The organism is Granulicella sibirica (assembly GCF_004115155.1).
In the GTDB taxonomy this organism is placed as follows: domain Bacteria; phylum Acidobacteriota; class Terriglobia; order Terriglobales; family Acidobacteriaceae; genus Edaphobacter; species Edaphobacter sibiricus.
Map to the genome: position 1 here is coordinate 1,193,246 of NZ_RDSM01000001.1, position 25,682 is coordinate 1,218,927.

The following is a 25,682-nucleotide window of genomic DNA, read 5'->3' on the forward strand; positions in this document are numbered from 1 at the left end:
CGGGCGATTATCGCATAGCGTGTGCGATATCGAGAGTCAACGCCGCAGGTGGATTGCGACTCTAAGCAAAGGAAGATGGAGGCCTTACGACTTGTTGAAGATCACAGTGGCGGATGAGGCGAAGCAGTGCTCTGAAGCCGGTGCACGAAGCGTACGCTCGGTGCACCGGATGCCGTTTGGGGCGGAACTGCAGGCGGATGGCGGGGTGCGGTTCCGGGTGTGGGCCCCCGAGGCAGAGTCGATGCGGCTTGCGCTGGATGGGCGCGCGGAGACGATAGCGATGGAGTGCGATGCCGGTGGGTGGTACGAGGTCGTCACGTCCGAGGCAGGCGTTGGGTCGCGGTATCGATTTGTGCTTCCGGATGGCACCTATGTTCCGGACCCGGTTTCACGGTTTCAGCCGGAGGACGTGAGCGGGCCGAGCGAGGTGATGGATCCGGCGGCTTATGCCTGGAGGAATCTGGAATGGCGCGGGAGGCCATGGGACGAGGCCATCCTGTATGAGCTGCATATTGGGACCTTTACGCCGGAGGGGACGTTCCTGGCAGCGATCGGGAAGCTGGATCATCTGGTCGAGCTTGGGGTAACGGCAATTGAGATTATGTCGGTAGGCGACTTTTCGGGGAGGTGGAACTGGGGGTATGACGGGGTTCTGCTGTATGCGCCGGACTCGACGTATGGGCGGCCGGATGATCTGAAGGCGCTGGTGGACGCGGCGCACGATCGCGGGATCATGGTGATCCTCGATGTGGTCTATAACCACTTCGGACCGGAGGGAAACTATCTGCCTCAGTACTTTCCGCAGATCATGACGGACAAGTACCCGACGCCGTGGGGGCAGGCGTTGAACTTTGACGACCGGCAGAGCGACCGGACGCGCGAGTTCATTCTGCACAATGCGCTGTATTGGGTGGAAGAGTTCCGGATGGATGGGCTGCGACTGGATGCGGTGCACGCGATCATCGACACGAGCTCGACGCATATTCTCGATGAGCTTGCGCTGAGCGTACGAGCGGTCGCGGGGGATCGGCGGGTGCATCTTGTGCTCGAGAGCGATGACACGATGTTGCATCGGCTGGGACGGGACAGCGAGGCGCAGCCGCTGACGTCGACGGCGCAGTGGAACCACGATATCCAGTTGCTGGCGCATCTTGGGATGGCCAAGGGGCAGACCGAGGCGCAGGACCGCAGGGATGCGAATCGGCTCGGGAAGGCGTTGGTGGAGGGGTTTACGGCGGCGACGCAGGGGATCTATACGCCGGCGATCGATAACGGGTTGATCCCGCCGGGTGGGTTTGTTTCGTTTATCCAGACGCATGATGTTGTGGGTAATCGGATTGCCGGGGAGCGAGTGACCGCGCTTGCCCCGCCCGAGGTGGTGCGGGCGATGGCCGCGGTGTACCTGCTGGCTCCGCAGGTTCCGATGCTGTTCATGGGCGAGGAGTGGGGGGCTTCGACACCGTTTCCGTACTTCTGCGACTTCAAGGGTGAGCTTGCGGACGCGGTGCGGAAGGGACGGCTGGAACAATTTGGGGATGTCGCCCGGCTTGAGGACCAGGCATACCTGGCGGGGGTTCCGGATCCTCTTGCCGAGAGTACGTTCGTATCTGCCAAGCTGCGGTGGGATGAGGTTTCGCAAGGTGTGCACGCGGAGTGGATGGACTGGTACAGGCGGGTGATCGCGGTGAGAAGGGCGGAGGTGGTTCCGCTGCTGGCGCATCTGCAGAAGATGGCGGGGACCTATGTGGTGCGGGGGCCGAGGGCGGTGACGGTGCGGTGGGCTTTCGAGCAAGGGTGGTTGCGGTTGGATGCGAATTTGTCGGATGTGGCTAGTGGGGCGTTTGATGCGGTGGACGGGCGGGTGATTTGGCAAGAAGGAGTGGGTGGGGTTGGGGGTGAGCTTGGGACCTGGGCGGTTCGGTGGTCGGTGAGGGATGACGCTTTAGAACGGGTAACGGCAACCGCAGATTCCCTTCGGGAATGACAACCAGAAAGGCATAACGGCGGAGGCAATTTCTCAGGCTTCGAGACTCCAGCGGATGGTCCAGGAGTTGAGGTTGTCGTTGTCTTCCGAGCCTTCGAGCCAGAGGGTGCGGCCGGTGGCGGGGCCGAAGGTGTTGGGCCGGTCGCAGAGGTTGGCATTCAGGTGGAGCTTTGCGCCGGATGGGAAGATCCAGCGGGCCTTGAGGGCTCCGGGGGCGATGACCTCGTAGGTGCCGCAGGCGTCGGGGAGTGAGGCCAGGAGCGGAATGATGGACTCGTGGCGGACGGCGAGAATGCGCTTGTACCAGTCGAACCAGGCGGCGTGTGCGGGCTGATCGAGCTCATCCCAGAGGAGTTGAGCGGAACGAAGGGTGGCGTCGTCCTGGGGGTTGGGGGCGCGCGCGAGCTCTTCTTGACTGGGCGCGGGGTCGAGCTTCGAGAGCTGGTCGCAGCGGCCTTTGCGGACGGCTTCGGCGAGGTCGCCGTGGTAGTCGCAGAAGAACGGGAACGGCGTGGTGGCGGCCCACTCCTCGCCCATGAAGAGCATGGGGATTTGCGGGAGCAGGAGACAGATCGCGGCGATGGCGTGGAGCTGATGCGGGGGAACGAGCGCGGAGATGCGCTCGCCGAAGACGCGGTTTCCGATGAGGTCGTGGGTCTGGATGAAGGCGATGAAGGCTGTCGGGGGAACGTGGGGCTCGAGTGGCGCGCCCTGCATCTGCGCGGCGATGACGAAGCCTTCGGCGAGGGCTTTCGCGAGCTTGCCGGTCTCCTCTTCGGCCCCGTCCTTGCCCGAACACAGGTTGCCGAAGGCGGCGCTGAGGAGGTGGGTGATGTCGTGGTTCCACTGGGCGGAGTAGTTGGTGGGCTTGCCCTGATCGTCGCGCTGGAGCTTGTTGGCGATGTTTGTTTCGTTCTCGAGGATGAGGTGGATGTAGCGGTTTTCGGCGTTTGAGAGGGCGTCGACGCGCTCGCGAAGCTCGTCGAGGATGTGCCTGGGGCTGTCGTCGATCATGGCGTGCGATGCGTCGAGGCGGAGACCGTCGGCGTGGAACTCCTCGAGCCAGTAGAGGGCGTTGTGGATGACGTAGTCGCGGACGACGTCGGAGTGCTCGCCGTCGAAGTTGAGGGACTGGCCCCAGGGGGTCTTGTGGCGGTCGGTGACGATGCCGGGGAAGTACTGGGGCATGTAGTTGCCCTCGGGACCAAAGTGGTTGTAGACGACGTCGAGGATGACCATGATGTGGCGGGCGTGGGCGGCGTCGATGAAGGCCTTGACCTCCTCGGGGCGGCCGTAGGCGGAGTCGGTGGCGTAGAAAAGGGTGCCGTCGTAGCCCCAGTTGCGGTTGCCGGGGAACTCGGCGATGCACATGAGTTCGATTGCGGTGATGCCGAGGACGGCGAGATGGTCGAGCTTCCTGACCGCGCTGCTGAAGGTGCCCTCCTTGGTGAAGGTGCCTACGTGGAGCTCGTATAGGATGGCCTCGTTCCAAGGGCGGCCGCGCCAGCCTTTGTCGTTCCACGCGTAGGAGCGCGGGTCAATGACCTCGCTTGCTCCGCTTACGTCTTCGGGCTGGTAGCGGGAGACGGGATCGGGGACCTGGGTGCCGTCGGCGAGCAGGTAGCGATAGCGGCTTCCGGCTTTGGCCTGATCGGTGGTGAGCTCGTGCCAGCCGGTTCCGTCGGCATGCATCGGGAGGGGTTCGCGGCCCTCAAGCGCAAGCCTTACCGACGACTGTGCGGGCGCGTAGATACGGAAGCGGACTCTGCCATCCTCTTCGGTTTCGGCGCCGAACGGCATGCGGTGCACGCGGAGGTTTTCCTGGGATGATGTGGCGATCAAAGCGGGGAAAGCCCTCCGAGTATCTTTGCGTGCGGGTGAGAAGATCATGAATATCTGCGTCTTCTGCAACGGTAGGATGCTGTTCGTACCGGTCGCGCCATCGGTCGCAACTATGCTGTTTCAGAACGGTACTTACCAGCCTGGAGGCGGAGCACAATTTGAAGCTGTCTTACCTTTTGTCACTGATTCTTATCGTCCCTGGCGCGCCAGCATTCGCCGTGGATAGGCCGTCACTCCCTCCGACTGCTCAACGGCCTTTCGTGCGGGAGGCGGTTCTTGTGGAGCGGGACTTCCCCCTGCTTGCGGCGATGCTCGGTAGCGCTCCGATGCGGTCAGTGCTGCTGCAGGACGCGGTGCTGAAGGCGGAGACGGCTAAGCGGTGGGACGAGGTCGCAGAGGTGAATCGCACGTGCCAGAAGGATGCCGTATGCCGGTCGAAGGCGCTGCGGTTTACGCCGGAGCAGGTCGATGAGGTCTCGGCGGAGTTGAGGAGCCTCTACGAGGCGAATGCTGCGGTGAAGGCGTTTGTGCGGGAGAAACTGCAGCCGGCGGCTGTCTTCAGCCTGGACCCTTCGCAGCCCGATGAGGCTCGGCTGGTCGATAGCTGGGTGGCGACGGCGAAGGGGTTGAACCTGATGATCGGGACCTACTGCGATGGCGTGCCGCCGCGCTATGCCGCGATCGATTCCATGACGCTGCAGGCTGGGTCGCCGGGGCTTGCGTCGTTGACGGGGCTGATTCTCGACGGGCTCGATTATGAGGAGACTGCTTCCGGGGCATCACGATCCAAGGAACAGACGCTGTTCTTCGAACCGACGATGCGCTTCGCGATTCGGATCATGGAGGCCAATGAGCGGGATGAGGCGGGACGGCTGTGGCCTATTGAGAAGACCGAGAATGCGGCGGCGGTGAAGGCGGTTCGTTCTGTGAAGTGGGCTAAGTATCCGCACTCGGTGATCGTGGTGCTTGGCGCGGGCGGCGAGACGCCGAATGTGCCGTTATCGCCGCGCGGCAAGGAGCGGGTGCGTGGGGCGGTCGAGGCGTATCGCAAGGGGAGCGCGCCGTTTGTGCTTGTGTCGGGCGGGTATGTTCATCCGTTGCAGACGCCGTTCTCCGAGGCGCTCGAGATGAAGCGGTACCTGATGGAGGTGTACGGGCTCCCGGCGTCGGCGATCCTCGTCGACCCGTATGCGCGGCATACGACGACGAACCTGCGCAATGCGGTGCGGGAGATCTATGCGTATCACATACCGGTGAAGAAGCCGATCCTGATCGTCTCGGACGAGGCACACATTAACTCGGTCGCGAGCGAGGCTTTTGCAACGCGGAACGAGAAGGAGTTGGGGTATCAGCCGGTGGTGATCGGGGCGAGGGTGACGCCCTCGAGCATCGAAGGGATCCCTTCGGAGCGGTCGCTGTACCGAGACACTACGGATCCTCTCGACCCTTAGTGCGACGGTAAGGTGGGAGCCCTCAACAAATAGTGAGGGCCCCTGATTAGAGAGGCGTTACGACCGAAGGATCGCTCTGCTTCCGCGCTTCTTCGGTGGGTTGAGCCTTGGGTGTCCTTTCGGCCATGCCGAGGATCTCGAGCCGCACCTTCGCAACGCCTGCGCGAAGGATGCCGAGGTTCCGGGCTGCTGCCGAGGACAGATCGATGACGCGATCCGGATCGAGGACGCCACGATCGTTGATCTTCACCACAACGGACTTGCCGCTGTTGACATCGACGACGCGCACCATGGTCCCGAAGGGGAGCGTGCGATGGCATGCGGTCATCTTGTCCTTATCGAAGATCTCGCCGCTTGCGGTGCGGTGTCCATTGAGGACCGAGCCGTACCACGAGGCGATACCAAGGTTTGCCATGGCGCGCAGGGGATGCCATTTCTTCCTGCCGCCCGTTACTACATTTGCTGGTGCTCCATTTGTCGCACTGACACTCGCCTGGGCGGGTACATCGATTGCCGAACGTGTTACCGAAGGTACCGGTACGAGGGGAGCTGTTGGAAATGCAAACAGGCTCGCCACCGCCACGCACGCCGCGATCAGGTCCATCTTCAGGTATTGAATCAAATGTTCTCCCTACCGGTGATGTTCCGGCCATCCATAAGTTTACTGATATTCGCGCAGGATGGCACCCACGGATGCCTCGGAAACGGGGCACGGGAGGCTGGTTCCGGAGCGGGGAAAAAGCTCTAAAATTTGTCCCGGAAGTGGTTACATATTCGATAGTCCGCTGCCTGAGCGAGCTTTGTCCTTCTTGACAGGAAACTCAGCTTTTGAGGCAGGTTTTATGAATCGATTCAGACTGGAGCAAATAAATTTCAGCCGGCCGCATCCAGAACGCCACCTCCCGGGGGTTCGATGGCCCATACGCTAGGATTTGGCGAGTGACTGAAACTTCGCCGCACGAGTCAAACGAGCCGATCCCATGCTGTTGAGCACTCCCGCCTTCTTTGTTTTCTTCCTCCTCGTATGGCTTCTGTACTGGGCTGCCGCGACCCAGCGCGCCGCACGGGTGACTTTCGTACTCGCGGCAAATCTGTTCTTCCTGGCCAAGTTCGGACTGCTGTACCTGGCGCTTCCGGCCGCGGCTTCGATCGATTTCCTGGTTGGGCGCGGGCTTGCGCGGGAGGGTGAAAGCAAGGGCCGCAGGTGGGCTTTGCTGTCGGTGTCGCTCGCGCTGAATGTTGGGCTGCTGCTGGCGACGAAGCTGATCCCGGTGGCTGTTGGGGATCGCTATGCGTGGCTTCTGACGCTGTCGCTTTCGTTCTATTGCTTTCAGTCGCTTACCTACACGGTCGATCTCTTCCGGCGTGAAGAAGAGGCCGAGGCTGCGCCGAGCTACCTTGCGTATCTAGGAGGGGCGCTGTTCTTTCCCGTAATGATCGCGGGGCCGATCCTGCGGCTGCATGACTTTCTGAAGCAGCTTTGGCGTCCGGCTTCGTTGACACCGGAGCTTGCTGGGCGGGCGCTTCTGCTGATCGGGATCGGGCTGGTGAAGAAGCTTCTGATCGCCGACTATCTTTCGGAGAATCTCGTCACCCGGGTCTTCGATACTCCGACCCTCTACAGCGGCCTGGAGGTGCTGGCGGCGATCTATGGGTACGCGCTGCAGCTCTTCTTCGATTTTTCGGGATATACGGACATCGCGCTTGGCGTGGGGCTGATGCTTGGGTTGAAGCTGCCGGAGAACTTCAACCGGCCTTACCTGGCCGTGAACCTAATGGACTTCTGGCGGCGGTGGCACATCAGCTTTTCAACTTGGCTCCGGGACTATATCCAGGAGCGTCTGCCCCAGAGGCGGAGGACGCATCCGCTGGCTTCCTACTGCTATTCGGTGATGGTGACGTTTCTGCTCGGTGGGCTGTGGCATGGGATCGCTTGGACGTTTTTGACGTGGGGTGCGCTGCATGGGGTCGCGCTTGCCGCGGTGCGGGTTTGGAAGAACAGGCGGAAAGGCATCAAGCCGACGACGGCCGGGACGGTGCTGGCGACGTTCGTGACGTTTCACTTCGTCTGCTTCACGTGGATCTTCTTTCACGCGTCGTCGATGGCGAATGCGTGGGAAGTGCTTGGGCGGCTGGCTTCGTTGCATACGGCCCAGAGCTGGAGCCATGACAACCTGACACCCGCGATCCTTGGCGTGCTTGTGCTTGCGGCGGCGCTGCACTGCCTGCCGATCAAGCTGCTCGACGACAGCGCGAAGCTACTCGGACGGATGCCGTTCTGGGTTCAGGGCGCGGCGCTGGCGGGGCTTGTGCTGCTGATCCAGACACTCTCCGGGCGGGGCTTGGCGACCTTCATCTACGGGAATTTCTAGCCATGGCGCATGAGCAGATCTTCCCGATCAAGACGGCGCTTGCGCTGGTGACATGTGTGGCTGCGCTGGCGGTTTATCGGCACTTCGACCATGGCAAGGGGCTGAGCCCGGCGATCTTCGGCGAGGCGGCGCATGTGACGCTGATCCGGCATGATCCCTCGCTGACTCCGGCGAAGGCTTCGACGGCAATACCGTTGAACGGCGTTCAGAAGGCGCAGGCTGGACCGGTAGCAGCGCCTCATGTGGACTCTCCCTGTCCGGAGGCTGCGGGTGGCAAGCCGCGAGCGCCGATCTCGCCTTACCTGATCGATGATTGTGGGGACCTTGATCCGTTCTTCGCCGCGCTGCATGGGCTTGAGCTTCCGGCGGTGGCGGGTGCGGCGGATGTGGTGACGGTGCTGCATTATGGCGACTCGCCGACGACGGCTGACCTGATCACGGGGGATGTCCGGTCGATGCTGCAGGAGAGGTTCGGCGACGCAGGGTATGGGTTTCTACTGACCGCGAAGCCGTGGGCCTGGTATCAGCATCGGGGAATCGAGATTACGGATACGGGGTGGAAGACGTCGACGGCGGTGGGTAAGGGGCGCGAGGAGGTCTACGGGATAGGTGGGGCTAGCTTTGAAGGCGATACGGATGCCTCGAGCAAGGTGAGCCTGAAGGGTGGGGGGCAGGCGACGATGGAGGTCGCGTACCTCGAGAGGCAAGATGGCGGGACGGTCCAGGTTTCGGCGGACGATGCTTCTGTTGACTCGTTCTCGACGGCCCACGATGGGGCGAGGCCGGCCTGGCGGGCGGTGCGTTTGCCTGCAGGAGCGAAGGCGGTTGAGATCAAGCCGGCGAGTAGGTCGGTGCGGCTGTTTGGCGAGACGTTTCGCACGGGGCGGCGGGGGATTCTGTATGACTCGCTTGGGCTGAACGGAGCGTCGACCACGGTGCTGTCGAATGGCTTCAACGCAGGCGCGTGGGCGGCGGAGTTGCAGCATGAGGGGCCTCGGCTGGTCATTATCAACTACGGGACGAACGAGAGCGGCTTCGATGCGTTCGTCGACAAGCAGTATGAGCCGGTGCTGCGGGCAGCGATCACGCGGGTGCGGGCGGCGCTGCCGGGAGTGCCGATCCTGGTGATGAGCCCGATGGATCGGGGCAAGCGGACGGGGGTCGACCAGATCGAGACGTTCGATACGATTCCGAAGATCATCGCGATCCAGAAGAAGGTGGCGGCCGAGCAGAAGTGCGCCTTTTTCGATACCTTTGATGCCATGGGCGGAGACGGCACGATGTCCCGCTGGTACACGGGGCACCCCAGGCTTGTGGCCGGCGACCTGATCCATCCGACGCCGCAGGGAGCCGCTTTGGTGGCGCAGCTTTTCGTGAAGGACCTGCTGCTCGGCTACGACCGGTACATGCACCGGCAGACCAATACGGACCTGGTAGTCCCGCCGGCTCCCAACCAACCCGGCAAAATGGGCATCCCAAAGGGAGTAGCCCCGGCCGCTCCGGGATTGACGTCTTCCCCGGCTCCTGTTGCGAAGCCAAAACCATCCGCCGCTGGCGAGCCCGTCGCGACGCCCAAGCAAGCAGAACCAGCGACACCGCAGCCTGCAAGTACGGATACACCGCACGCATGACGACGCCTCCCCCTCAGCTCGATCGGAACCGGGTGTTTCGCGACCGATCCGCACCGATGATTCGGACGCTTCTGCTTGTGGCTCTTTTCTGTTTTAGCTGCCTCGCGTTCGCGGTGGTGGCCAAGAAGGCTCATAAGGCGATCACTGGGGCACGGCCGAAGACGGTGGCCCATTCCAAAGGAAGATCCGTTGCGCGAGGCCAGCGGAGCAATGCGCCGGATATTAGTCCGGAGCGTGGGACCGCGGCGGCGGAAGCGGCGCAGGCCACGCTGGCGGAGACGCCGTCCGCTCCTTTTCTGTATCCACACGCGCTCGATCCGTTCTTTCGCGCGGTCGCGGCGCAGCAGACACAGGCCTCGGGGCCAAATGCACTGAATACCATTCCTGCACTTGCCTCGACGGTTCGCGTGCTGCAGTTTGGCGACTCGCATACGGCGGCCGACATCTTTACGGGAGAGATGCGGGCGCAGCTTCAGGGACGGTTCGGGAACGGCGGGCTGGGATTCCAGTTCCCCGGGCATCCGTTCGCGGGATATCGGCTCGCAGGGTCTTCGAGGTCGCAAAGCTCGGGATGGTTTACCGAGGGCAATAAGTTCACGCATCTCGGCGATGGAGATCTTGGTCTCGGCGGCATCAGCATCACGGCGAATCGGCCGGGTGAATCCGTCACGCTATCGACGACGTGCTCGACGATGCAGGTGCAGTACCTGCGGCAGGCAGAGGGCGGGCATCTTCGCTTCACCGACAACGGCACATTCATCTCCGACATCGATACGAGCGTCAGCCAGTCCGCTGACGCAGCCGTTGGACAGGCGGGCGGAACATCAGCGGGAACGATGACCTACGCCTGCACCCCCGGTGTCCATGCATTTGAACTCACCACGCTCGATCGCGCGCCGGTTCGGCTGCTTGGGCTGGTGACGGAGCAACCGGGCATCACCTACGAGTGCCTCGGGATCAATGGCGCGGTCGCTCCGTTGATGCTGCGGTGGAACCAGGAGATCTTCGCCGACTACCTGCGCGAGCGTGATCCGAATCTTATTGTTCTTGCGTACGGGACCAACGAGGCCGCGAGCGGCGCGGGGATGAACGAGGAGTATGTCGAGCAGTTCAACCGGCTGCTCGAGAACCTGCACCGCATTGTGCCGAAGGCGGCGGTGCTTGTGCTTGGTCCGTATGACCGGGCGACGCGCGTTGGCCGCGGACGCCGGGCCTTGTGGCAGACCTTCCGCGGAACGGATCGAATCATCGCCGACCAGAAGGAGGCTTGCCGTATCCACCACTGCGCCTTCTACGACGAACGCCAACGCATGGGCGGACCGGGTGCGATGATCCGCTGGGTCTCGGCGGGGCTCGCGCAGCCTGACCGAACGCACCTGACAGGGACAGGTTATCGCGCGCTCGCCGAAGCGTTCTATCGCGACGTGCTCGGCGCTTACAAGGCTTACCAGAAGACGGCCGGGGATGCGGGTACCGTGTCTCGCGTTTACTCCTTTCCGGCTGACAACCACATCGACAACTCGAAGAAAGAGATTCACCATGGATAAGAAACCAGGCATCCTCAAGGTCCTCCAGGCTGTTGCCGAAAAGCCCATTACACCCGCGCAGGACGAGAGCCTTTTCACTTCCGGCCTGCTCGATTCATTTGCCCTTACCGACTTCGTCACGGGCCTCGAGAAGGAGTTCCAGGTTTCGATTCCCGACTCCGACTTCTCCGCGCGAAAGTTCGACACGATCGCCAAGGTCGAGCAGTATCTCGACACGAAGGCCAAATAGATGGCCTTTCTTCGAGCTTTCGGATCCTGCTTGCCCGAACGCATCGTCACGAACGACGAACTCGCGCCACGTCTATCGGTTGAGCCGGATTGGATCTTTTCGCAGTCGGGCATCCGTGAACGCCGCTACGCCGCGCCGACCGACACGGTCGCCTCGCTTGGACAGGCGGCCGCGCTCGACTGCCTTGCGAGGGCTAAGGTCGCGCCGGATGACCTCGGGCTGATCCTCGTGGCGAGTGGTTCACCGGACCGCTTCTGCCCGGGTCCGGCAAGCACCATCGCTTCCCTGCTGAGTCCGGCGCTAACCCCGGCGCTCGACGTTCCGGTGGCGAGCGCGGGATCGCTGGCTGGGCTTGCTCTTGCGTCGCGGCTGACGGCTACGATGGGGAACATCCTTGTGATCGGCTCGGAGATTATGTCACGGCGCATCGACTCGAGCCCGGAAGGACGGAACACCGCGATCCTCTTCGGCGACGGCGCGGGCGCGGCGCTTGTCTCGCCGAACGAGGGCTTCGCCCGTATTGTCGACTCGTGCCTGCATACGGACGGCAACTCCGCCGAGGCGCTCGCGGTGCATCATGACCGCGTCCACATGGAGGGAGCAGTCATCATCCGGCACGCGACACGGCGGATGCCGCAGGCGATGGTGGAGTTGCTGGAACGCAATGGCCTGCCTGCGGAGGCGATTGGCACGTTCCTGCTGCACCAGGCGAACCTCAACCTCATCACACGGATCGCGCAGACGATGAAGGCTCCGCTGGAGCGGTTTTTCGCGAATATCGATCGCTACGGCAATACGAGTTCCGCCTCGATGCTCATCGCGGCAGCCGAGTGGCGCGAGGCGAACCCGGCCCCGCTCACCGCGCCGTTGATGTTCTCCGCGTTCGGCGTCGGTTTGAACTGGGGCGCGGTCCTGGCGGTCCCTGCCTGAGGGATCGCCGCTTCAGGCGTAGGGATTGTAGAGATCATCTGGATAGAACGCGCCGCTGAAGAGGCCGACCTGCGAGCGGAGGGAACACCGCTGCACATGATCGGCATCGACGAACGAGTGATGGACTCCGGGAGCTCCCCAATCGCCTCCCCAGATGAGACCGTGGATCTTGCCGAGCACGCCGAGAAGAGAGAAGTCACCCTTCCATGACGGTTCGCCGCCGATATTCTTCACCAGATCGCAGGCCAGCCCGTAGTGATGCACCCCGACCGTTTTGAGCGTCGAGGCGCCCTGATCGAAGAGCATCTGCTGTCTCTCCTGGCTGCGATAGGTTTCAAAAGGCATGAGGGCGATACCGTGAGTCTGTGCATCGTTGATGAGGGCCAGGACCGCAGCCCGTGTGACCGGTTCGAGCAGACTCATATCGGCGATCCGTGTCGTCGAATGAAACCGCGGGTCAGGCTGAATGACATCGAGAAAGAAATTGGACATGCGCACTCCATGGCTGCCGTGTGTGGATCATGGCCCGTTTGCCGAATGAAATCATGGATTTGCGGGAAAGACAACTACTTTTCTCGACGACTTCGGGGAACGCTGCGGGGGACGGCGTTCCCACCCTCGACGCAGCCGTCCTATACTGATCCCGCTGCAACGTCCCCAGGCCTGGTACCGCACGGCCACTTACGATTGAAAGAGGAACTTCGCCACATGGCACTTCACCACCGGCTGGTCTGCGCTACGCTTCTGATTGCCACCCTCACCACCCTGCCCGTATTCGCCCAGACGGCGGCCGAAAAATCCGCGCTCGTTGGAGACTCTCCGGCCGATCCCGGTCCAAAAGCGAGGCTCTCGGGCTCGACGCGTCCGGACGAGGTCCGCGCTGCCGAGAAGCTGGTCGCGGACTGGGAACTCGGACGCATGCAGGGCAAGTACAGCCAGGACTGGACGATCGCGACGCTCTACGCCGGGTTCATGGCAGCCTCCAAGACGCTCGGCGACAACCGTTATGCCGATTTTGACCGCCAGGTGGGCGAGCACTATAGCTGGACACTTGGCCCGCGCCGCATTCATGCCGACGACCAGGCCATCGGACAGGCATACCTCGAGTTGTACAAGCTGCACCCCGATCCGAATATCATCGCGCCGCTGAAGGCACAGTTCGACGACATCATGACGCAGCCGGACGATCCGAAGAAAGAGGTCTGGTGGTGGTGCGATGCGCTCTTCATGGCTCCGCCGGTCTGGGCGAAGCTTTCGGCCGCCACGGGCGATCCGAAGTACGACGCTTACATGGATCACGAGTGGAAGATCACCGATAACCTGCTGTGGGATAAAGAGGAGCACCTCTTCTATCGCGATGCCACTTACTTCCAGAAGCGGGAGAAAGGCGGGCAGAAGATCTTCTGGTCGCGCGGCAACGGCTGGGTGATGGGTGGCCTCGTGCGCGTGCTCGACGTGCTGCCGCCGACGGACCCGAACTACAGCTTCTACGTCGAGCGGTTGAAGGATATGGCCGCGAAGGTGATCACTCTCGAGCGGCCGGACGGTTTATGGAGCCCGGGGCTTCTGGATACACCAAGCTATCCCCTGCCCGAGGTGTCGGGTTCGGCGTTCTTTGTCTATGCGCTGGCGTGGGGGATCAACCATCATCAGCTTGATGCCAGGACGTATCGACCGGTGGTCGAGCGGGCCTGGAAGGCGCTGGTCGGCAACATCTACGGGGATGGACGACTGGGAAGCATTCAGCCAGTGGGTGCCGCTCCTGGAGCGTTTACCGCGGCGTCGAGCTACGCCTTCGGTACAGGAGCGTTCCTGATGGCCGGATCCGAAGTCGTGAAGCTGCCACAGGCCAGGAGTGCAAAGTAACCCACGCGGAAAATAGCCTGGGGGCCGCTGGCTTGCATCACACCAGAGCATAGCCGGTGGTCGAACGGATGGTTCACGCATCTCGTCCTGGTTTTTGGGTTCTAAATAAGTTCCGAATCGGTACGGTGGTGCTACTTTCGCTCCACCGTGCTCTTGCAAACCGGTCTTGACTGACGCAGGATCAGGTTTTATGACGGTTGGTTCAGAGTCATCGAGCTACGCGGAATCATTCCCATGGCAGGCGCTTACGACCAGCCCGATCATGGGCCGGGGCGAGGTCGCGGACCTGATTCGCTCCCATGCATGGGACACAACCCCGCTTGGCCCGGTCGAAGGTTGGTCGGAGACGCTGCTCGCCATCGTCAACCTCATCCTCTCGTCGCCCATCCCCACATACATTGTGTGGGGTCCGGAGATGATTACGCTCTACAACGAGGGCTATGTCAGCATCCTCGCGGCGCGCCATCCACAGGCACTCGGACAACGATTCTCGGAGGTCTGGAGCGAATCCTGGAAGTTGGTGGAGGAGCAGTTCCTTACCGTGCTCACCCATGGCAAGTCCATCACGGAAGAGAATGTGCTGATTCCGGTTAACAGTGGCGAGCGGCTGCAGGACTTCTTCTGGAACTACTCGCGGATGCCAATCTACGAGAATGGGCGCATTGCCGGGCTTCTGAATGCCGTGCAGGATGTGACCGGAACGGTGCTGGCGACGCGCATGCTCCTCGCCAGCGACGATCAGTTGCGGATGACACTGGTCGCCGGAAGTTGCGTCGGAACCTGGGAGTGGAACGTCCCGGACGATATCGTCTCGGGCGATGAGCAGTTTGCGCTGCACTATGGCGCCGATCCACAAGTAGCCTCCGCCGGCGCGCCGACCGCTGTCTTCACGCAGAAGATCCACCCGGACGACGTCAAGAGGGTCGAAGCGGCCGTTCAGCGATCACTTGATAGCCACGAAGAATATTCCGCCGAGTATCGGCTGATCAAGGACGACGGTTCGATCTTGTGGGTGCTTGCGCGGGCTCGATGCCTGTATTCGGAGGATGGGACCCCGATCCGGCTGCGTGGCGTCTCGATCGACATCACCTCGCGCAAGCAGGCCGAGGAGGCCCTGATCCAGAGCGAACGGCTGGTCGCGGCGGGAAAACTCGCGGCGACGATCGCGCACGAGATCAACAACCCGCTCGAGTCGGTAACGAACCTCCTTTACCTTGCACGCAACACGAACGATGCGGCCGAGCGAGACGAGTACCTGTCGATGGCGGAGCGCGAGGTGCGGCGGGCGGCGCTGATCTCCCGACGCACCTTGCTCGTGCATCGGGAGGCGGCGGCGCAGGCTACCCCGGTGGACGTCAACGGGCTTATCGAAGGCGTGCTCGCCGAACTGGCGGACAGAACGCGGCCGCTTGGCATTGAAGTCGACACGCGGTGCCGGGCTGGTCACCTGCTGGTCTGCCGCGAGCCGGAGATCCGGCAGGCGCTGCTTCACCTCATCACCAATTCTGTTGACGCGATGCAGATTGGCGGTGGGCGTTTACTCGTGCGATGCCGTGACGGAAGGAATTGGGCCAACAGCAGGGCCGGTATCGTGATCACGATTGCGGACACCGGAACAGGCATGACCGCCAAGACCCTCGCCGAGATGTTCGATCCCTTCTTCTCGACCAAAGGCCACGGAGGAACGGGCCTCGGTTTATGGGTCAGCAAGGAGAGCGTCGAGCGGCACGAGGGTTCGATCCGGGTGCGCAGCAGCGCCTGGAAGCAGCATCACGGAACGGTGATCTCGCTCTTCCTGCCGTTTCCAAACGCCTCGTAGCGCTGCTACTCCGCCTTGCCGAGCCCGTCGCTCTTGTAGGCCTTCTGCAGGATTCCGAATGCTTCCTTCTTCTCGCCCTGGTCGGAGATGAGGCCCTTGCGGTTGAAGCCGTCCTGGATGCCGGGAAGCTGGCGAACCGGCGAGCGGAAGTCCATCAGGATCCACGGGGTGGTGCCGCGCAGAGACGGAATCCGGTTCAGCATGGCGATCTGGTGGCGGAAGATGTTGGCCTGGTACTCCTCGGTCCAGCGCTCGTGCTCGCCGCCGTGCAGCCCGGCCTTGGCGTCGCCGCCGAATTCGCTGACGATCAGCGGCTTGTCGTAGGCGATCTTCCAGTCGGTCTGATCCATCGCTTCGGGAGTCTTCTCGTACCAGCCGATGTACTCGTTGAAGCCGATGACGTCGAGCGCCTTGCCGAGCGGGTCGTCGATGATCTTGGTGTTGCCCTCACCACGAACAAGCAGAGCGGCCGTCACGAGGCGCGTCGGATCGAGGCCGTGCACGTAGTTCGCCGAGCGGGTGAGGAAGGTGGTGCGGGCCTCGGTGCTTGGAGTTTCGTTCGCGATGGACCAGAGGATGACGGACGCCTTATCGCGGTCGCGGCGGATCTCTTCCGAGAGCTGCCCCTGCGACTTCTTGAAGACCGCCTCATCCTCGAAGTGCAGCGCCCAGTAGACCGGAACCTCCGACCAGACGAGGATGCCGAGCTTATCCGCCGCGCGCTCCATGCGCATGTCGTGCGGGTAGTGGGCGAGGCGGACGAAGTTCGCGCCGAGATCCTGCACCCAGCCAAAGAGCGTGGCGACGTCCTGATCGGTGTTGACGCGGCCGCCGCGATACGGTGCCTCCGCGTGAATGCAGATGCCATGCAGGACGATGGGCTTGCCGTTCAGCAGGATGTGCGTTCCCTGGGTCTCGATGGTGCGGAAGCCCATGTCGTCTTCAAGCGAGTCCGCGCCGGCTTTGAGAGTGACCTTGTAGAGTTTCGGATTGCCCGGAGCCCAGAGCGACAGGCCCTTCGCGGGCATTGAGACGGCGGCTTTTCCATCGGCGTCCGTCACGCCACTGAAGGCGAGCTTCGCCTCAGGGATCGTCACCGAGACCTTCGTGCCTGCTGAAGCGCCTTCGACGTGGACATAGCCCTCGATGACCGAGCGGGTGGCGCGGTCGAGGTGCAGGTCGAAATCGTCGATGAAGTTCGCGGGGGTCGTGATGATGGAGACGTCGCGCGTGAGGCCGCCATAGTTGTACCAGTCCGTCTTAAGCGTGGGAATGCCATCCGCCATGCGCGTGTCGTCGACGTAGATGACGGCGTCGTTCTCGCCGGGTTTGACGAAGTCGGTCACCTCGCAGTCGAAGCTGGTGAAGCCGCCCTCGTGTTCGCAGGCTTCCTTGCCGTTCACGTACATGCGGGAGCGGTAGTTCGCCGCGCCGATGTGCAGCCACGCGCGGTGTCCGGCCTCGGGCTTGTAGTCGAACTCGCGCTCGTACCAGAGCGGCCCCTCGTACAAGCGCAGCCACTCCTTCTGCATGTTCCAGTCGCCCGGAACCTTGATGGTCGGGCTCTTGGCGAAGTTGTACTCGACGAGCGTGTTCTTGCCCGGCTCGGCGACCTGGTCGTTGAAGTAGCCGTTGGCGATCACGTGGTTGTGGAAGTCGTAGAGACCGGCGACGTAGGGATCGGCGATGATGTGCCAGTCGCCGTTGAGGCTCGTGGTCTGACGCCGGTCGACGTCGACCAGGACGATTGAGGGCTTGCCCACGCCCGGACCGGCGCTGGAGCCGCGCGCCTCATCCTGTCCAAACACAACGCCCGAACTCACCAGGGCGCAGACCACTCCGACAACCAGACCATTGACCTTCGATTGCATGACGTCTCCCTAAGACCTCGAAGTTTACCACCCGATTGGTACGACCTGTTTCCGCGCGGCTCTTACCGAGCCCGGGGCCAGCGCTCTACGACCCACGCCGCGAGTTGATCGATGAGACCGCCGGGGACGAGAGCGGTATCCGGTGCGACCTGGATGTTCCGGACGATGCCGCTGTGGTCCACCACGACGATCAGCGGGAAGTCGGTCGCCACGAAGCTGTTCAGTGTCTCCTTCGGGACCGCAAACGTTGGCGTTTCGACGAGAAGCGCGGCTGCGGTAGGCTTGATGGTGAGCGAAAGATCCACGCGCGGCAGACCGGGTTTTTCGCCGGGAAGCAGGGTTGCCGGGGCAGCGGAGCGGGTGGATTTGCCGCTCTTCGCGTTCTCCTTGGGGGCTGGCTTCGGCGGAGGAGTCGCCTGCGCCAGGAGCGCGTAGAAACGGGCTTCCGTCTCGTTGAGCCTGTGTCCCTGCGGCGCGAACCTCGGCCCCACGGCCAGGCACTGGTTGCACCAGTCAGGAAAGAGAAGGAAGACGGTGGCCGCACCGAAAGACGTCTGCGGGTCCGGCATCGCGGGTGCCGCAGGGTCCAGCAGCCAGGCCGTGGTGGTGAACTTCGGCAGCGGGCCGCCGAGCAGCTTGTACTGGCGGCGCGTCTCGGCGATCAGGATGGCGTCGTCGGAGGAGATGTCGGCGGGAAGACTCGCCTCGAGCTCGGCGAAGGAGCTTTCGGCGTCCTTCGGCTGGTTGGCGAACTGCTGCATTGCGGGCAGAGCGATTGCGTCGGCGTAAAGTGCGTGGGCCGGGGGACCTGTGGTTGGGTGCGCTTTCAGCAGGGCAAGGAGGATCGGCTGCCGCTGCAGCAGCAATGAGACCGCATGCTGGTTCTGGATGAGCTGAATGTAGCGCACCGTGCTTCCGGTCGCATCCGACGCGAGGCCGTCCCAGGGGACCGTCCGCAGCATGTCGCGAGAGGTGGCCAGGGCGGTGTCGGGGTCTTTGAGGTGCAGGCTCGCCTGCACTTTATAGTCGAAGGCCTTTGACAGGCTCGGAAAGTCTTTGGCTCTTGCGTCCGGATCGGCTTTCTCGTAGGCGGCCAAATAGAGCGACGAAGCCACCTGGACCGGAGCCCACTCCTGCGCGAAGGCGCACAGAAGGGCATAGGCAAGGAAATCCTCCCCGGCGAACTGGTCGGGTGCGCGCGCGTGGCAACTGGTCTTTGCCTCCTCGGTCGCGATCTTCAGCGCGTCGAGCTCAGCCTCGGACCAGTTCTGCGGCGAGCGCCTTGTGATCTCCAGCGGGCGGACGGCCTGGTCGTATGCCGCCTGGGGAGAGAGCTGCGGCGTAGCGTTTGCGGGAGCCTGCGCGCTCGCCCGGGCAAGGCAGAGCGCGACGAGAAGAGCGAAGAGCTGGCGCACGGGCATTTTCGACGGGCCTTCGGCGTGGATTTCTATCCCGCAGGTTCGGGGCGCTTCAATCTCCATAGTACCGAGCAGAATCGTGTCGGGACGGCCCGCGGTCCTGGTCCGCCAAACCGGATAAACTTGTAAGTGATGGTTTTGCCTTTCGTCCGCGACCTTTTAGCCGACCTCGAACGTTCCGAGACGTTCGAGCGCGTGCGTCGACACCTCGCCGCGGGCTCCGGACGCCGACGCATCGCCGGCCTCACCTTTACCGCCCGCTCGTTGTATCTGCCGTCGTTCGTGAAAGCGGCGAACGGCCCGTGCCTTATCCTCGTGGCCGACAACAAGGCGGCCGAGGCTCTCCACCTTGCCGTCACCGCCGCCTGCGAGCTGACCGGGGCGCTGGCTCCCGAGTCCGTGCTGCGCCTGCCCGGGCATGATGTGCTGCCGTTCGAGAACCTGTCGCCACACCCCGAGATCCAGGAGCACCGGGCCGCCACGCTCTGGAAGCTGTGCGAAAAATCCGCCTCGAAGACCTCCGCCACGCCGCGCCTCATCATCGCGCCAGTCGAGGCGGCATGCATGCGGCTCTTCCCGCGTGACTTCTACAACGGCCTCGCACTTCGCCTTCGCACCGGCGAGGAGTACATGCCGGATATGCTCGTCGACCATCTGCTTTCGGTCGGCTATACGAAGGTCGACGTGGTGGAGATGCCCGGGCAGGTGACGCTGCGCGGCGGCATCCTCGACGTGTACTCGCCCGAGCAGGAACGCCCCGTCCGCATCGATTTCTTCGGCGACGAGATCGAGTCCATCCGCAAGTTCGATCCGGAGACACAGCGCTCCTCGTCACCGACGGATCACGTTCTTCTTCTGCCGCTTACCGAGTTCCCCATCACGGAAAAGATCCTCGCCGCCGTGAACGCCAGGCTGACTCGGTCGGGTTCGGCGGCCGGTGCGAACCTAGAAGGTGGTGAGCAACCGCGCGAGTTACAAACTCATGTAGCCACACGCAGCGGTGAGGCGACGATCTTTCCGGGATGGGAGTTCTTTGCACCCGTAGCCGGGGCTAATGGGACGCTGCTCGATCTGCTTGGGCCGACGACGCGCGTCTTCATCGAAGAGCCCGCGATGGTCAAGAACCAGGGCGAGCGCTGGTGGAACAAGGTCGAGCAGCGCCACGAGCGTGCCGGCATCGGAAACCTTATCCGCCCTGAGGACATCTACATCTCGCCATGGGCACTTGATGACCGCCTGCGCGATTTCAGCGGATGCGAGCTCGATCAGCTTGGCGCGGTCGATATCCTCGATGCGGATCGGTCAGACCTCTCCGAGGTCGACTTTCACACGCGGCCGACGCAGCGCTTTCATGGGTCGATCCCGACGCTGATCGAGGCCATCAAGGACCTTACCCTTGGCGATACGCGCGTTCTGTTGACCGCGCCGAATCAGGGCGAGGTCGAGCGGCTTGCGTCGCTTCTGCAGGAGTATGGCGTACCGTACCGGCTCGGCTCGCGCAACACGCAGCCCGGCTCGACGACGGTCTATTCGGAGTCGAGCTATCTTGGCGGCGATCTGCGCACGCCGGTCATCGTCAAGACGGCCATTGCGAACGGCGTGCAGGTGCTCGACCTTGATAAGGCGACGGCTCGGCAGATCGTTCTCTTCGGCGCGCAGGATCTTACCGACGACGCCGATGTCGCGCCGCGTGTTACTCGCCGTACGAAGTCCAAGACATCAGCGTTTATCTCCGACTTCCGCGACTTAGCCGTCGGCGATTACGTTGTGCACGTCGAGCATGGCATTGCACGCTACTGCGGTCTGCGTGTGCTCGATGAAGACCCCGCCGCCACACCGCTCGAGCTGATGATTCTTGAGTTCGCGGATGAAGCGAAGCTCTATGTTCCGCTGACGCGACTGGATCTTATCCAGAAGTATCGGAGCACCGATACTGGACCTGCACCGCAGCTCAACAAGCTCGGCAACCCCGCGTGGCAGAAGACCAAGGCGCGGGTCAAGAAGGCCATGGCCGACATGGCCGGCGAGTTACTCAAGCTGTACGCGCAGCGCAAAGCCGCGCAAGGAACGCCCTTCTCTCCCGACACCAACATGCAGCACGAGTTCGAAGACGCCTTCGACTTCACCGAGACCGACGACCAGCTCTCCGCCATCGCCGACATCAAGCGTGATATGGAATCGACCCAGCCCATGGACCGCCTGCTCTGCGGCGACGTTGGCTACGGCAAGACCGAAGTCGCCATGCGAGCCGCCTTCAAGGCCGTGCAGGATGGCAAGCAAGTGGCTGTGCTTGCGCCTACGACGGTCCTCAGCTTCCAGCACTTCGAGTCCTTCAAGAAGCGGTTCGCCAACTTCCCCGTGAACATCGACATGCTCTCCCGCTTTCGCACCGCGAAGGAGAAGGCCGAGGTGATGGAGAAGTGCGCGGAAGGCAAGATCGACATCCTCGTAGGCACCCACGCCATTCTCGGGCAGTCGCTCAAGTTCCAGGACCTCGGCCTGCTTATCGTCGACGAAGAGCAGCGCTTTGGCGTCAAGCACAAGGAGCGGCTCAAGCAGATGCGCGCGTCAATCGATGTCCTTGCGATGTCTGCAACGCCCATCCCGCGCACGCTGCACATGTCGCTCATTGGCCTGCGCGATATGTCGGTCATCGAGACGCCGCCGAAAGACCGCATGGCCATCCAGACCATCGTCGCCAAGTTCGACGAGAAGCTCATGCGCACGGCCATCGAGATGGAGTTAGAGCGTGGTGGCCAGACTTACTTCGTGCATAACCGCGTCGAGACCATCTACGAGTTAGCCTCAAAAATCCGCGAGTTAGTTCCGAGTGCACGCGTCGTCGTTGGCCATGGCCAGTTGCCGGAAGCCGAGCTCGAGCGCGTCATGCTCGCCTTCATGAACCACGAGTATGACGTGCTCTGCGCCACGTCGATCATCGAGAACGGCCTCGACATCCCACTCGCCAACACCATCATCATCAACCGCGCTGATCGGCATGGACTGAGCGAGTTATACCAACTCAGGGGACGCGTCGGACGCTCGAATCGCCGCGCTTATGCCTATCTTCTCATTCCACCCGAGACGGAACTCACCGAGATAGCACGCCGCAGGCTAGCCGCGCTTAAGGAGTTCTCTGACTTAGGCGCAGGCTTCAAGATCGCCGCGCTTGACCTTGAGCTAAGGGGTGCGGGTAACATGCTTGGCGGCGAGCAGTCCGGCCACATCGAGGCCATCGGCTTCGAGATGTATACGACGATGCTCGGTGAAGCGGTCGCCAAGCTCAAGGGCGAGGACGGCCCGACCGAGGAGACCGCGACCCTCAACCTCGGCATCTCGCTGCGCATCGACGCGACGTACATCCCGGAAGAGAACCAGCGCCTGCGTATGTACAAGAAGATCGCCGGAGCACCGGATGAGGCCACGCTCGAGGACGTTCGTGCCGAACTTGCCGACCGTTACGGGGACATTCCCGACTCCGTAAAGAACCTGCTGTCCGCGGGCGAGATCCGCATTCACTGTGAGCGCCTCGGCATTGCCTCGCTCGAGCGTAAGCGGACAGCCATTGACCTTCCGGCAGACCCCAAGGCTGCCGCGAAGCCCGCACCGACGATCAACGGTCGTCAAAGCATTCCCGGGCGCTACGGGCAGGCTCCCGTCCACAATCCGCTGCAGCACACCTACCGTGCGGTGGCCTCGCGGCCGGTTACGAACGCGACCATGGCCGTCCGCGCTACAGCGGGAGCACGCCCCGCGACGCCCGGGCAGGCGGGCTCGATCAAGCCCATGCGCGAGATGCTATACGTCAAGTTCACTGAGAGCACCCACGCCCCCGCTGAATCCGGGCGGCAGAAGATGGGCATCGACCCTGGCCTCTTGATGAAGCTCGTCAGCCGCAATACCAAGAACGGCGCGCAGTTCACGCCACAGGGTGTCCTGCGTTGGCCACTGACTTCAGCGAAAGCCGAAGACGTTCTTACTGAGACCCGCGCGCTGCTCAACTCCCTTGATCCTGCGTCGTGAGCGCACAGCCTGCACCGCCGCGAGGTACAGTATCTGCATGCGCATCCGGCTCCTGCTGACGGTTCTCCTGCTCTTCCCGATAGCGTCGCCGGGACAGCAGCCCCAGCCAGCGGCAGACGCCAATGCGACCACCAACTGCGTGCTTGTCTCCGCCGTCGCGCCTACCTACCCGCGCAGCCACTTCAAGAACCCCGAGCGCGCCGTCCTTGTCGGCCTCACGGTCAACACTGAGGGCGTGCCGGAGAACGTACATATCGTTCGCACCGGCGGCGACCGCTTTGACAAGAACGCTCTTGCCACCGTTTCGCAGTACAAGTTCAAACCCGCCCTCAAGTCCGGTCAGCCTGTCGCCCAGGAGATCCAGATCGAGGTCGCCTACAAGTCCCCTCACTAGCCTGGAGCATCGTCCCGTATGAAGCGTCTCTTTCTCCTCATCCTGCTCTCAGCTTTCGCCGCGCCCCTCGCTCCAGCCCAGCGGATCTCCGCCGACGGCGGACCGCAGACGCTCGACTTCTACGCCGAGCACTTCTTCTCCGACATCTACTTCCACTTCTCGCCGACCAACGGAACCTCTGCCGGTCTGCATCAGTACGACACCCAGCTCGAGGACTACTCCGCCAGCGCCGTCCAGCGCGAGATAGCGGCCCTGCATGCCATTCAGCAGAAGATCGAGGCTATCCCCGCCGACTCGCTCGATGCGCCCATCGCCGGCGACCGTGAGATCCTCCTCGGCAACATCCGGTCCATGCTCCTGAGCCTCGAGGTCATCCGACCGTGGGAGAAGAACCCGGATAACTACTCTTCTGGCATCACGCAGTCGGCGTTCGTCCTCATGAGCCGCAAGTTCGCTCCGGCGAACACGCGGCTGCGATCCGTGATTGCCCGCGAACAACTCATGCCGCAGGTGTTGCTGGAGGCGCGCAAGAACCTCAAGAATCCTCCAAAGATCTACACCGAGATCGCGCTCGAGCAGATTGACGGTTCCATCAGCTTCTTCCAGAACGATCTCCCCGCAGGCTTTGCCGACGCTACCGACCCCGCCACCAGGGCCGCCTTCGCCAAGTCGAACGCCGCCGTCATCCAGGCTCTCAAAGACTATGCCGCCTGGATGAAGAGCGACCTGCTCCCGCGCTCCAGTGGCGACTTCCGCTTCGGCACTGATACTTTCCGCAAGAAGCTTGCCTACGACGAGATGGTCGACATCCCGCTCGAAAGCCTGCTTCAGATCGGCTATGGCGACCTGCACCGGAATCAGCTTGAGTTCGCCAGCGTCGCGAAGGAGATCGATCCCACGAAGACTCCGCAGGAGGTCCTCGCCCTGCTCGCGACCATCCATCCTCCGCCGGATAAGCTGCTACAGACCTTCCAGGACCAGTTCTCCGGCCTGATCGGGTTTATCAATTCGCATCACATCATCTCGATCCCGAGCGACGTGGAGCCCACGCTCGAAGAGACGCCGCCCTTCATGCGCGCCACCACGCAGGCGTCGATGGACCCTCCCGGCCCCTTTGAAACCAACTCCACCAAGGCCTACTTCAACGTCACGCTGCCCGAGAAGGACTGGACCAAGGAGCATATCGCCGAACACATGGCCTCCTTCAACGTCGGCACCATCACCTCAACCGCCGTCCACGAGGCTTACCCCGGCCACTACGTGCAGTTCCTCTACCTGCCGCAGTTCTCCTCGAAGATCCGCAAGGTGCTTGGGGCAAACACCAACATCGAAGGCTGGGCGCACTACTGCGAGCAGATGATGCTCGACGAAGGCTACCTGCCCACCCTCACCGGCTCTCCCGAGGAGCAGGCGAAGCAGGCCAAGCTCATCCGCCTCGGCCAGCTTCAGGACGCGCTGCTCCGCGACGCGCGCTTCATCGTCGGCATCCGCATGCATACCGGCGTCGGAGGCCCACTTACCATCGACGAAGCCGCCGCCTTCTTCTCCAAGGAGGGCTACCAGTCCCCCTCGATCGGCATGATGGAGACCAAGCGCGGCACCGCCGACGCCACCTACCTCTACTACACCCTGGGCAAGCTGGAGATCCTGAAGCTCCGCGACGACGTGAAGGCAAAACAGGGCGCGGCGTTCAACCTGCAGGCCTTCCACAATGCTTTCATGCAGCAGGGCTTCGCACCACTGAAGATTATTCGCAAGTCGATGCTGCATAACGACTCGCCTGTGCTGTAAGGTCTTGCATCGAATATATAGGCGTCCCAGGAGCTAAGAGTTATGAAGATCGCCATCCTCGCATCCCGCGTCATCCTCGGACTTCTCTTCTTCGTCTTCGGCCTCAATGGAATCCTGCATTTTATGAATGGTCCCCTGCCTCCGGGAGACGGTGGGATCTGGATCGGCCTCATGACGACGCACAAGTACACCAGCTTCGTCGCGCTCCTGGAAATTATCGGTGGGCTTCTTTTGCTGGTCGGCCGTTACGTTCCGCTTGGCCTGACCATCCTTGCGCCGATCCTGGTGAATGTCCTGTGCTTCCATCTCTTCTTCAGCGTCCCGGGCATCGCTGCGGGTATCGTCTGCACGATCCTCGAACTCTTCCTGATCTTCGCCTACCGCCTGAGCTTCCGCGGTCTGTTCGACGCGGCGCCGGAGGTCTCGTAGCCTCGTTTTCCTCGCGTATTCTCCGTTTCTTTACAACCCGTTTTACGATCGCGGCAACTGAACCGTAGGGGCACTTTGGTACCAT

At 62.6% G+C, this 25,682-nt stretch carries 18 protein-coding genes; 13 read left to right on the forward strand and 5 right to left on the reverse strand.

All coding sequences use genetic code 11. The annotated features are described in order from the left end of the window. Nucleotides 1–91 precede the first annotated feature (91 nt). A complete protein-coding gene (gene treZ / locus GRAN_RS05085; RefSeq protein ID WP_206662698.1) occupies nucleotides 92–1,984 on the forward strand; it encodes a malto-oligosyltrehalose trehalohydrolase in 1,893 nt (630 codons plus the stop codon). A gap of 33 nt (nucleotides 1,985–2,017) precedes the next feature. On the opposite strand, the gene treZ (GRAN_RS05090) is transcribed toward treZ (GRAN_RS05085), so the two are convergent. After that, nucleotides 2,018–3,784, reverse strand: coding sequence for a malto-oligosyltrehalose trehalohydrolase (gene treZ / locus GRAN_RS05090; RefSeq protein WP_128912976.1), 1,767 nt, complete (start codon nucleotides 3,782–3,784; stop codon nucleotides 2,018–2,020). 200 nt (nucleotides 3,785–3,984) lie between these two features. Here treZ (GRAN_RS05090) and GRAN_RS05095 point away from each other — a divergent pair, with 200 nt between their 5' ends. Next, on the forward strand, nucleotides 3,985–5,277 hold the full coding sequence (locus tag GRAN_RS05095) for a YdcF family protein (RefSeq protein ID WP_161570842.1): 1,293 nt from the start codon (nucleotides 3,985–3,987) through the stop codon (nucleotides 5,275–5,277). Between the two features lie 46 nt (nucleotides 5,278–5,323). Here the strand turns inward: GRAN_RS05095 and GRAN_RS05100 are convergent, their stop codons facing one another. Beyond that, nucleotides 5,324–5,899, reverse strand: coding sequence for a septal ring lytic transglycosylase RlpA family protein (locus GRAN_RS05100; RefSeq protein WP_206662700.1), 576 nt, complete (start codon nucleotides 5,897–5,899; stop codon nucleotides 5,324–5,326). 358 nt (nucleotides 5,900–6,257) lie between these two features. Between GRAN_RS05100 and GRAN_RS05105 the strand changes: the two genes are divergently transcribed. The 5 genes from GRAN_RS05105 to GRAN_RS05125 are packed head-to-tail and all read left to right on the forward strand — an operon-like array spanning nucleotide 6,258 to nucleotide 11,986. Then, the gene (locus GRAN_RS05105) at nucleotides 6,258–7,649 is read left to right on the forward strand and encodes an MBOAT family O-acyltransferase (protein ID WP_128911883.1); all 1,392 of its coding nucleotides are present in this window, start codon (nucleotides 6,258–6,260) and stop codon (nucleotides 7,647–7,649) included. A 2-nt stretch (nucleotides 7,650–7,651) separates the two neighbouring features. After that, the gene (locus tag GRAN_RS05110; RefSeq protein ID WP_128911884.1) at nucleotides 7,652–9,280 is read left to right on the forward strand and encodes a GDSL-type esterase/lipase family protein; all 1,629 of its coding nucleotides are present in this window, start codon (nucleotides 7,652–7,654) and stop codon (nucleotides 9,278–9,280) included. Beyond that, on the forward strand, nucleotides 9,277–10,827 hold the full coding sequence (locus tag GRAN_RS05115; protein WP_128911885.1) for a GDSL-type esterase/lipase family protein: 1,551 nt from the start codon (nucleotides 9,277–9,279) through the stop codon (nucleotides 10,825–10,827). The genes GRAN_RS05110 and GRAN_RS05115 overlap by 4 nt, the downstream gene beginning before the upstream one ends. Then, nucleotides 10,820–11,056, forward strand: coding sequence for a phosphopantetheine-binding protein (locus tag GRAN_RS05120; RefSeq protein ID WP_128911886.1), 237 nt, complete (start codon nucleotides 10,820–10,822; stop codon nucleotides 11,054–11,056). Before GRAN_RS05115 ends, GRAN_RS05120 begins: the two co-directional genes overlap by 8 nt. Nucleotides 11,057–11,086: 30 nt before the next feature. Beyond that, entirely contained in the window at nucleotides 11,087–11,986 is a 900-nt protein-coding gene (locus GRAN_RS05125) for a 3-oxoacyl-ACP synthase III family protein (protein ID WP_241654344.1), read from the forward strand. Nucleotides 11,987–11,998: 12 nt separating this feature from the next. On the opposite strand, the gene GRAN_RS05130 is transcribed toward GRAN_RS05125, so the two are convergent. Beyond that, nucleotides 11,999–12,478, reverse strand: coding sequence for a M15 family metallopeptidase (locus tag GRAN_RS05130; protein ID WP_128911888.1), 480 nt, complete (start codon nucleotides 12,476–12,478; stop codon nucleotides 11,999–12,001). A 216-nt stretch (nucleotides 12,479–12,694) separates the two neighbouring features. Here GRAN_RS05130 and GRAN_RS05135 point away from each other — a divergent pair, with 216 nt between their 5' ends. Both GRAN_RS05135 and GRAN_RS05140 read left to right on the forward strand, forming a co-directional pair. After that, nucleotides 12,695–13,852 (forward strand): glycoside hydrolase family 88/105 protein, encoded by a 1,158-nt coding sequence (locus GRAN_RS05135; RefSeq protein ID WP_128911889.1) that lies wholly within the window; start codon nucleotides 12,695–12,697, stop codon nucleotides 13,850–13,852. 190 nt (nucleotides 13,853–14,042) lie between these two features. Beyond that, nucleotides 14,043–15,671: an ATP-binding protein gene (locus GRAN_RS05140; RefSeq protein WP_128911890.1), complete on the forward strand. Its 1,629-nt coding sequence runs from the start codon at nucleotides 14,043–14,045 to the stop codon at nucleotides 15,669–15,671. Between the two features lie 5 nt (nucleotides 15,672–15,676). On the opposite strand, the gene GRAN_RS05145 is transcribed toward GRAN_RS05140, so the two are convergent. Together GRAN_RS05145 and GRAN_RS05150 are read right to left on the reverse strand one after the other, a co-directional pair. Further along, on the reverse strand, nucleotides 15,677–17,542 hold the full coding sequence (locus GRAN_RS05145) for a glycoside hydrolase family 2 protein (protein ID WP_128911891.1): 1,866 nt from the start codon (nucleotides 17,540–17,542) through the stop codon (nucleotides 15,677–15,679). Between the two features lie 62 nt (nucleotides 17,543–17,604). Then, nucleotides 17,605–18,963 (reverse strand): hypothetical protein, encoded by a 1,359-nt coding sequence (locus tag GRAN_RS05150; RefSeq protein WP_128911892.1) that lies wholly within the window; start codon nucleotides 18,961–18,963, stop codon nucleotides 17,605–17,607. A gap of 129 nt (nucleotides 18,964–19,092) precedes the next feature. Between GRAN_RS05150 and mfd the strand changes: the two genes are divergently transcribed. The 4 genes from mfd to GRAN_RS05170 are packed head-to-tail and all read left to right on the forward strand — an operon-like array spanning nucleotide 19,093 to nucleotide 25,597. After that, nucleotides 19,093–22,983, forward strand: coding sequence for a transcription-repair coupling factor (gene mfd / locus GRAN_RS05155; RefSeq protein ID WP_128912978.1), 3,891 nt, complete (start codon nucleotides 19,093–19,095; stop codon nucleotides 22,981–22,983). Nucleotides 22,984–23,020: 37 nt separating this feature from the next. Continuing rightward, a complete protein-coding gene (locus GRAN_RS05160; RefSeq protein WP_128911893.1) occupies nucleotides 23,021–23,377 on the forward strand; it encodes an energy transducer TonB in 357 nt (118 codons plus the stop codon). 18 nt (nucleotides 23,378–23,395) lie between these two features. Then, the gene (locus tag GRAN_RS05165) at nucleotides 23,396–25,168 is read left to right on the forward strand and encodes a DUF885 domain-containing protein (RefSeq protein WP_128911894.1); all 1,773 of its coding nucleotides are present in this window, start codon (nucleotides 23,396–23,398) and stop codon (nucleotides 25,166–25,168) included. A gap of 42 nt (nucleotides 25,169–25,210) precedes the next feature. After that, complete coding sequence (locus GRAN_RS05170; RefSeq protein ID WP_128911895.1) at nucleotides 25,211–25,597, forward strand: DoxX family protein; 387 nt, start codon at nucleotides 25,211–25,213, stop codon at nucleotides 25,595–25,597. The last annotated feature ends 85 nt before the right edge of the window (nucleotides 25,598–25,682 follow it).

Excerpts from the sequence above, each read along its gene's own strand:
- treZ (WP_128912976.1), bottom strand. The coding sequence starts at position 3,784 with ATGCCGTTCGGCGCCGAAACCGAAGAGGATGGCAGAGTCCGCTTCCGT.
- GRAN_RS05105 (WP_128911883.1), top strand. The coding sequence starts at position 6,258 with ATGCTGTTGAGCACTCCCGCCTTCTTTGTTTTCTTCCTCCTCGTATGG.
- GRAN_RS05110 (WP_128911884.1), top strand. The coding sequence starts at position 7,652 with ATGGCGCATGAGCAGATCTTCCCGATCAAGACGGCGCTTGCGCTGGTG.
- GRAN_RS05115 (WP_128911885.1), top strand. The coding sequence starts at position 9,277 with ATGACGACGCCTCCCCCTCAGCTCGATCGGAACCGGGTGTTTCGCGAC.
- GRAN_RS05120 (WP_128911886.1), top strand. The coding sequence starts at position 10,820 with ATGGATAAGAAACCAGGCATCCTCAAGGTCCTCCAGGCTGTTGCCGAA.
- GRAN_RS05130 (WP_128911888.1), bottom strand. The coding sequence starts at position 12,478 with ATGTCCAATTTCTTTCTCGATGTCATTCAGCCTGACCCGCGGTTTCAT.
- GRAN_RS05135 (WP_128911889.1), top strand. The coding sequence starts at position 12,695 with ATGGCACTTCACCACCGGCTGGTCTGCGCTACGCTTCTGATTGCCACC.
- GRAN_RS05140 (WP_128911890.1), top strand. The coding sequence starts at position 14,043 with ATGACGGTTGGTTCAGAGTCATCGAGCTACGCGGAATCATTCCCATGG.
- GRAN_RS05145 (WP_128911891.1), bottom strand. The coding sequence starts at position 17,542 with ATGCAATCGAAGGTCAATGGTCTGGTTGTCGGAGTGGTCTGCGCCCTG.
- GRAN_RS05150 (WP_128911892.1), bottom strand. The coding sequence starts at position 18,963 with ATGCCCGTGCGCCAGCTCTTCGCTCTTCTCGTCGCGCTCTGCCTTGCC.
- mfd (WP_128912978.1), top strand. The coding sequence starts at position 19,093 with ATGGTTTTGCCTTTCGTCCGCGACCTTTTAGCCGACCTCGAACGTTCC.
- GRAN_RS05160 (WP_128911893.1), top strand. The coding sequence starts at position 23,021 with ATGCGCATCCGGCTCCTGCTGACGGTTCTCCTGCTCTTCCCGATAGCG.
- GRAN_RS05165 (WP_128911894.1), top strand. The coding sequence starts at position 23,396 with ATGAAGCGTCTCTTTCTCCTCATCCTGCTCTCAGCTTTCGCCGCGCCC.
- GRAN_RS05170 (WP_128911895.1), top strand. The coding sequence starts at position 25,211 with ATGAAGATCGCCATCCTCGCATCCCGCGTCATCCTCGGACTTCTCTTC.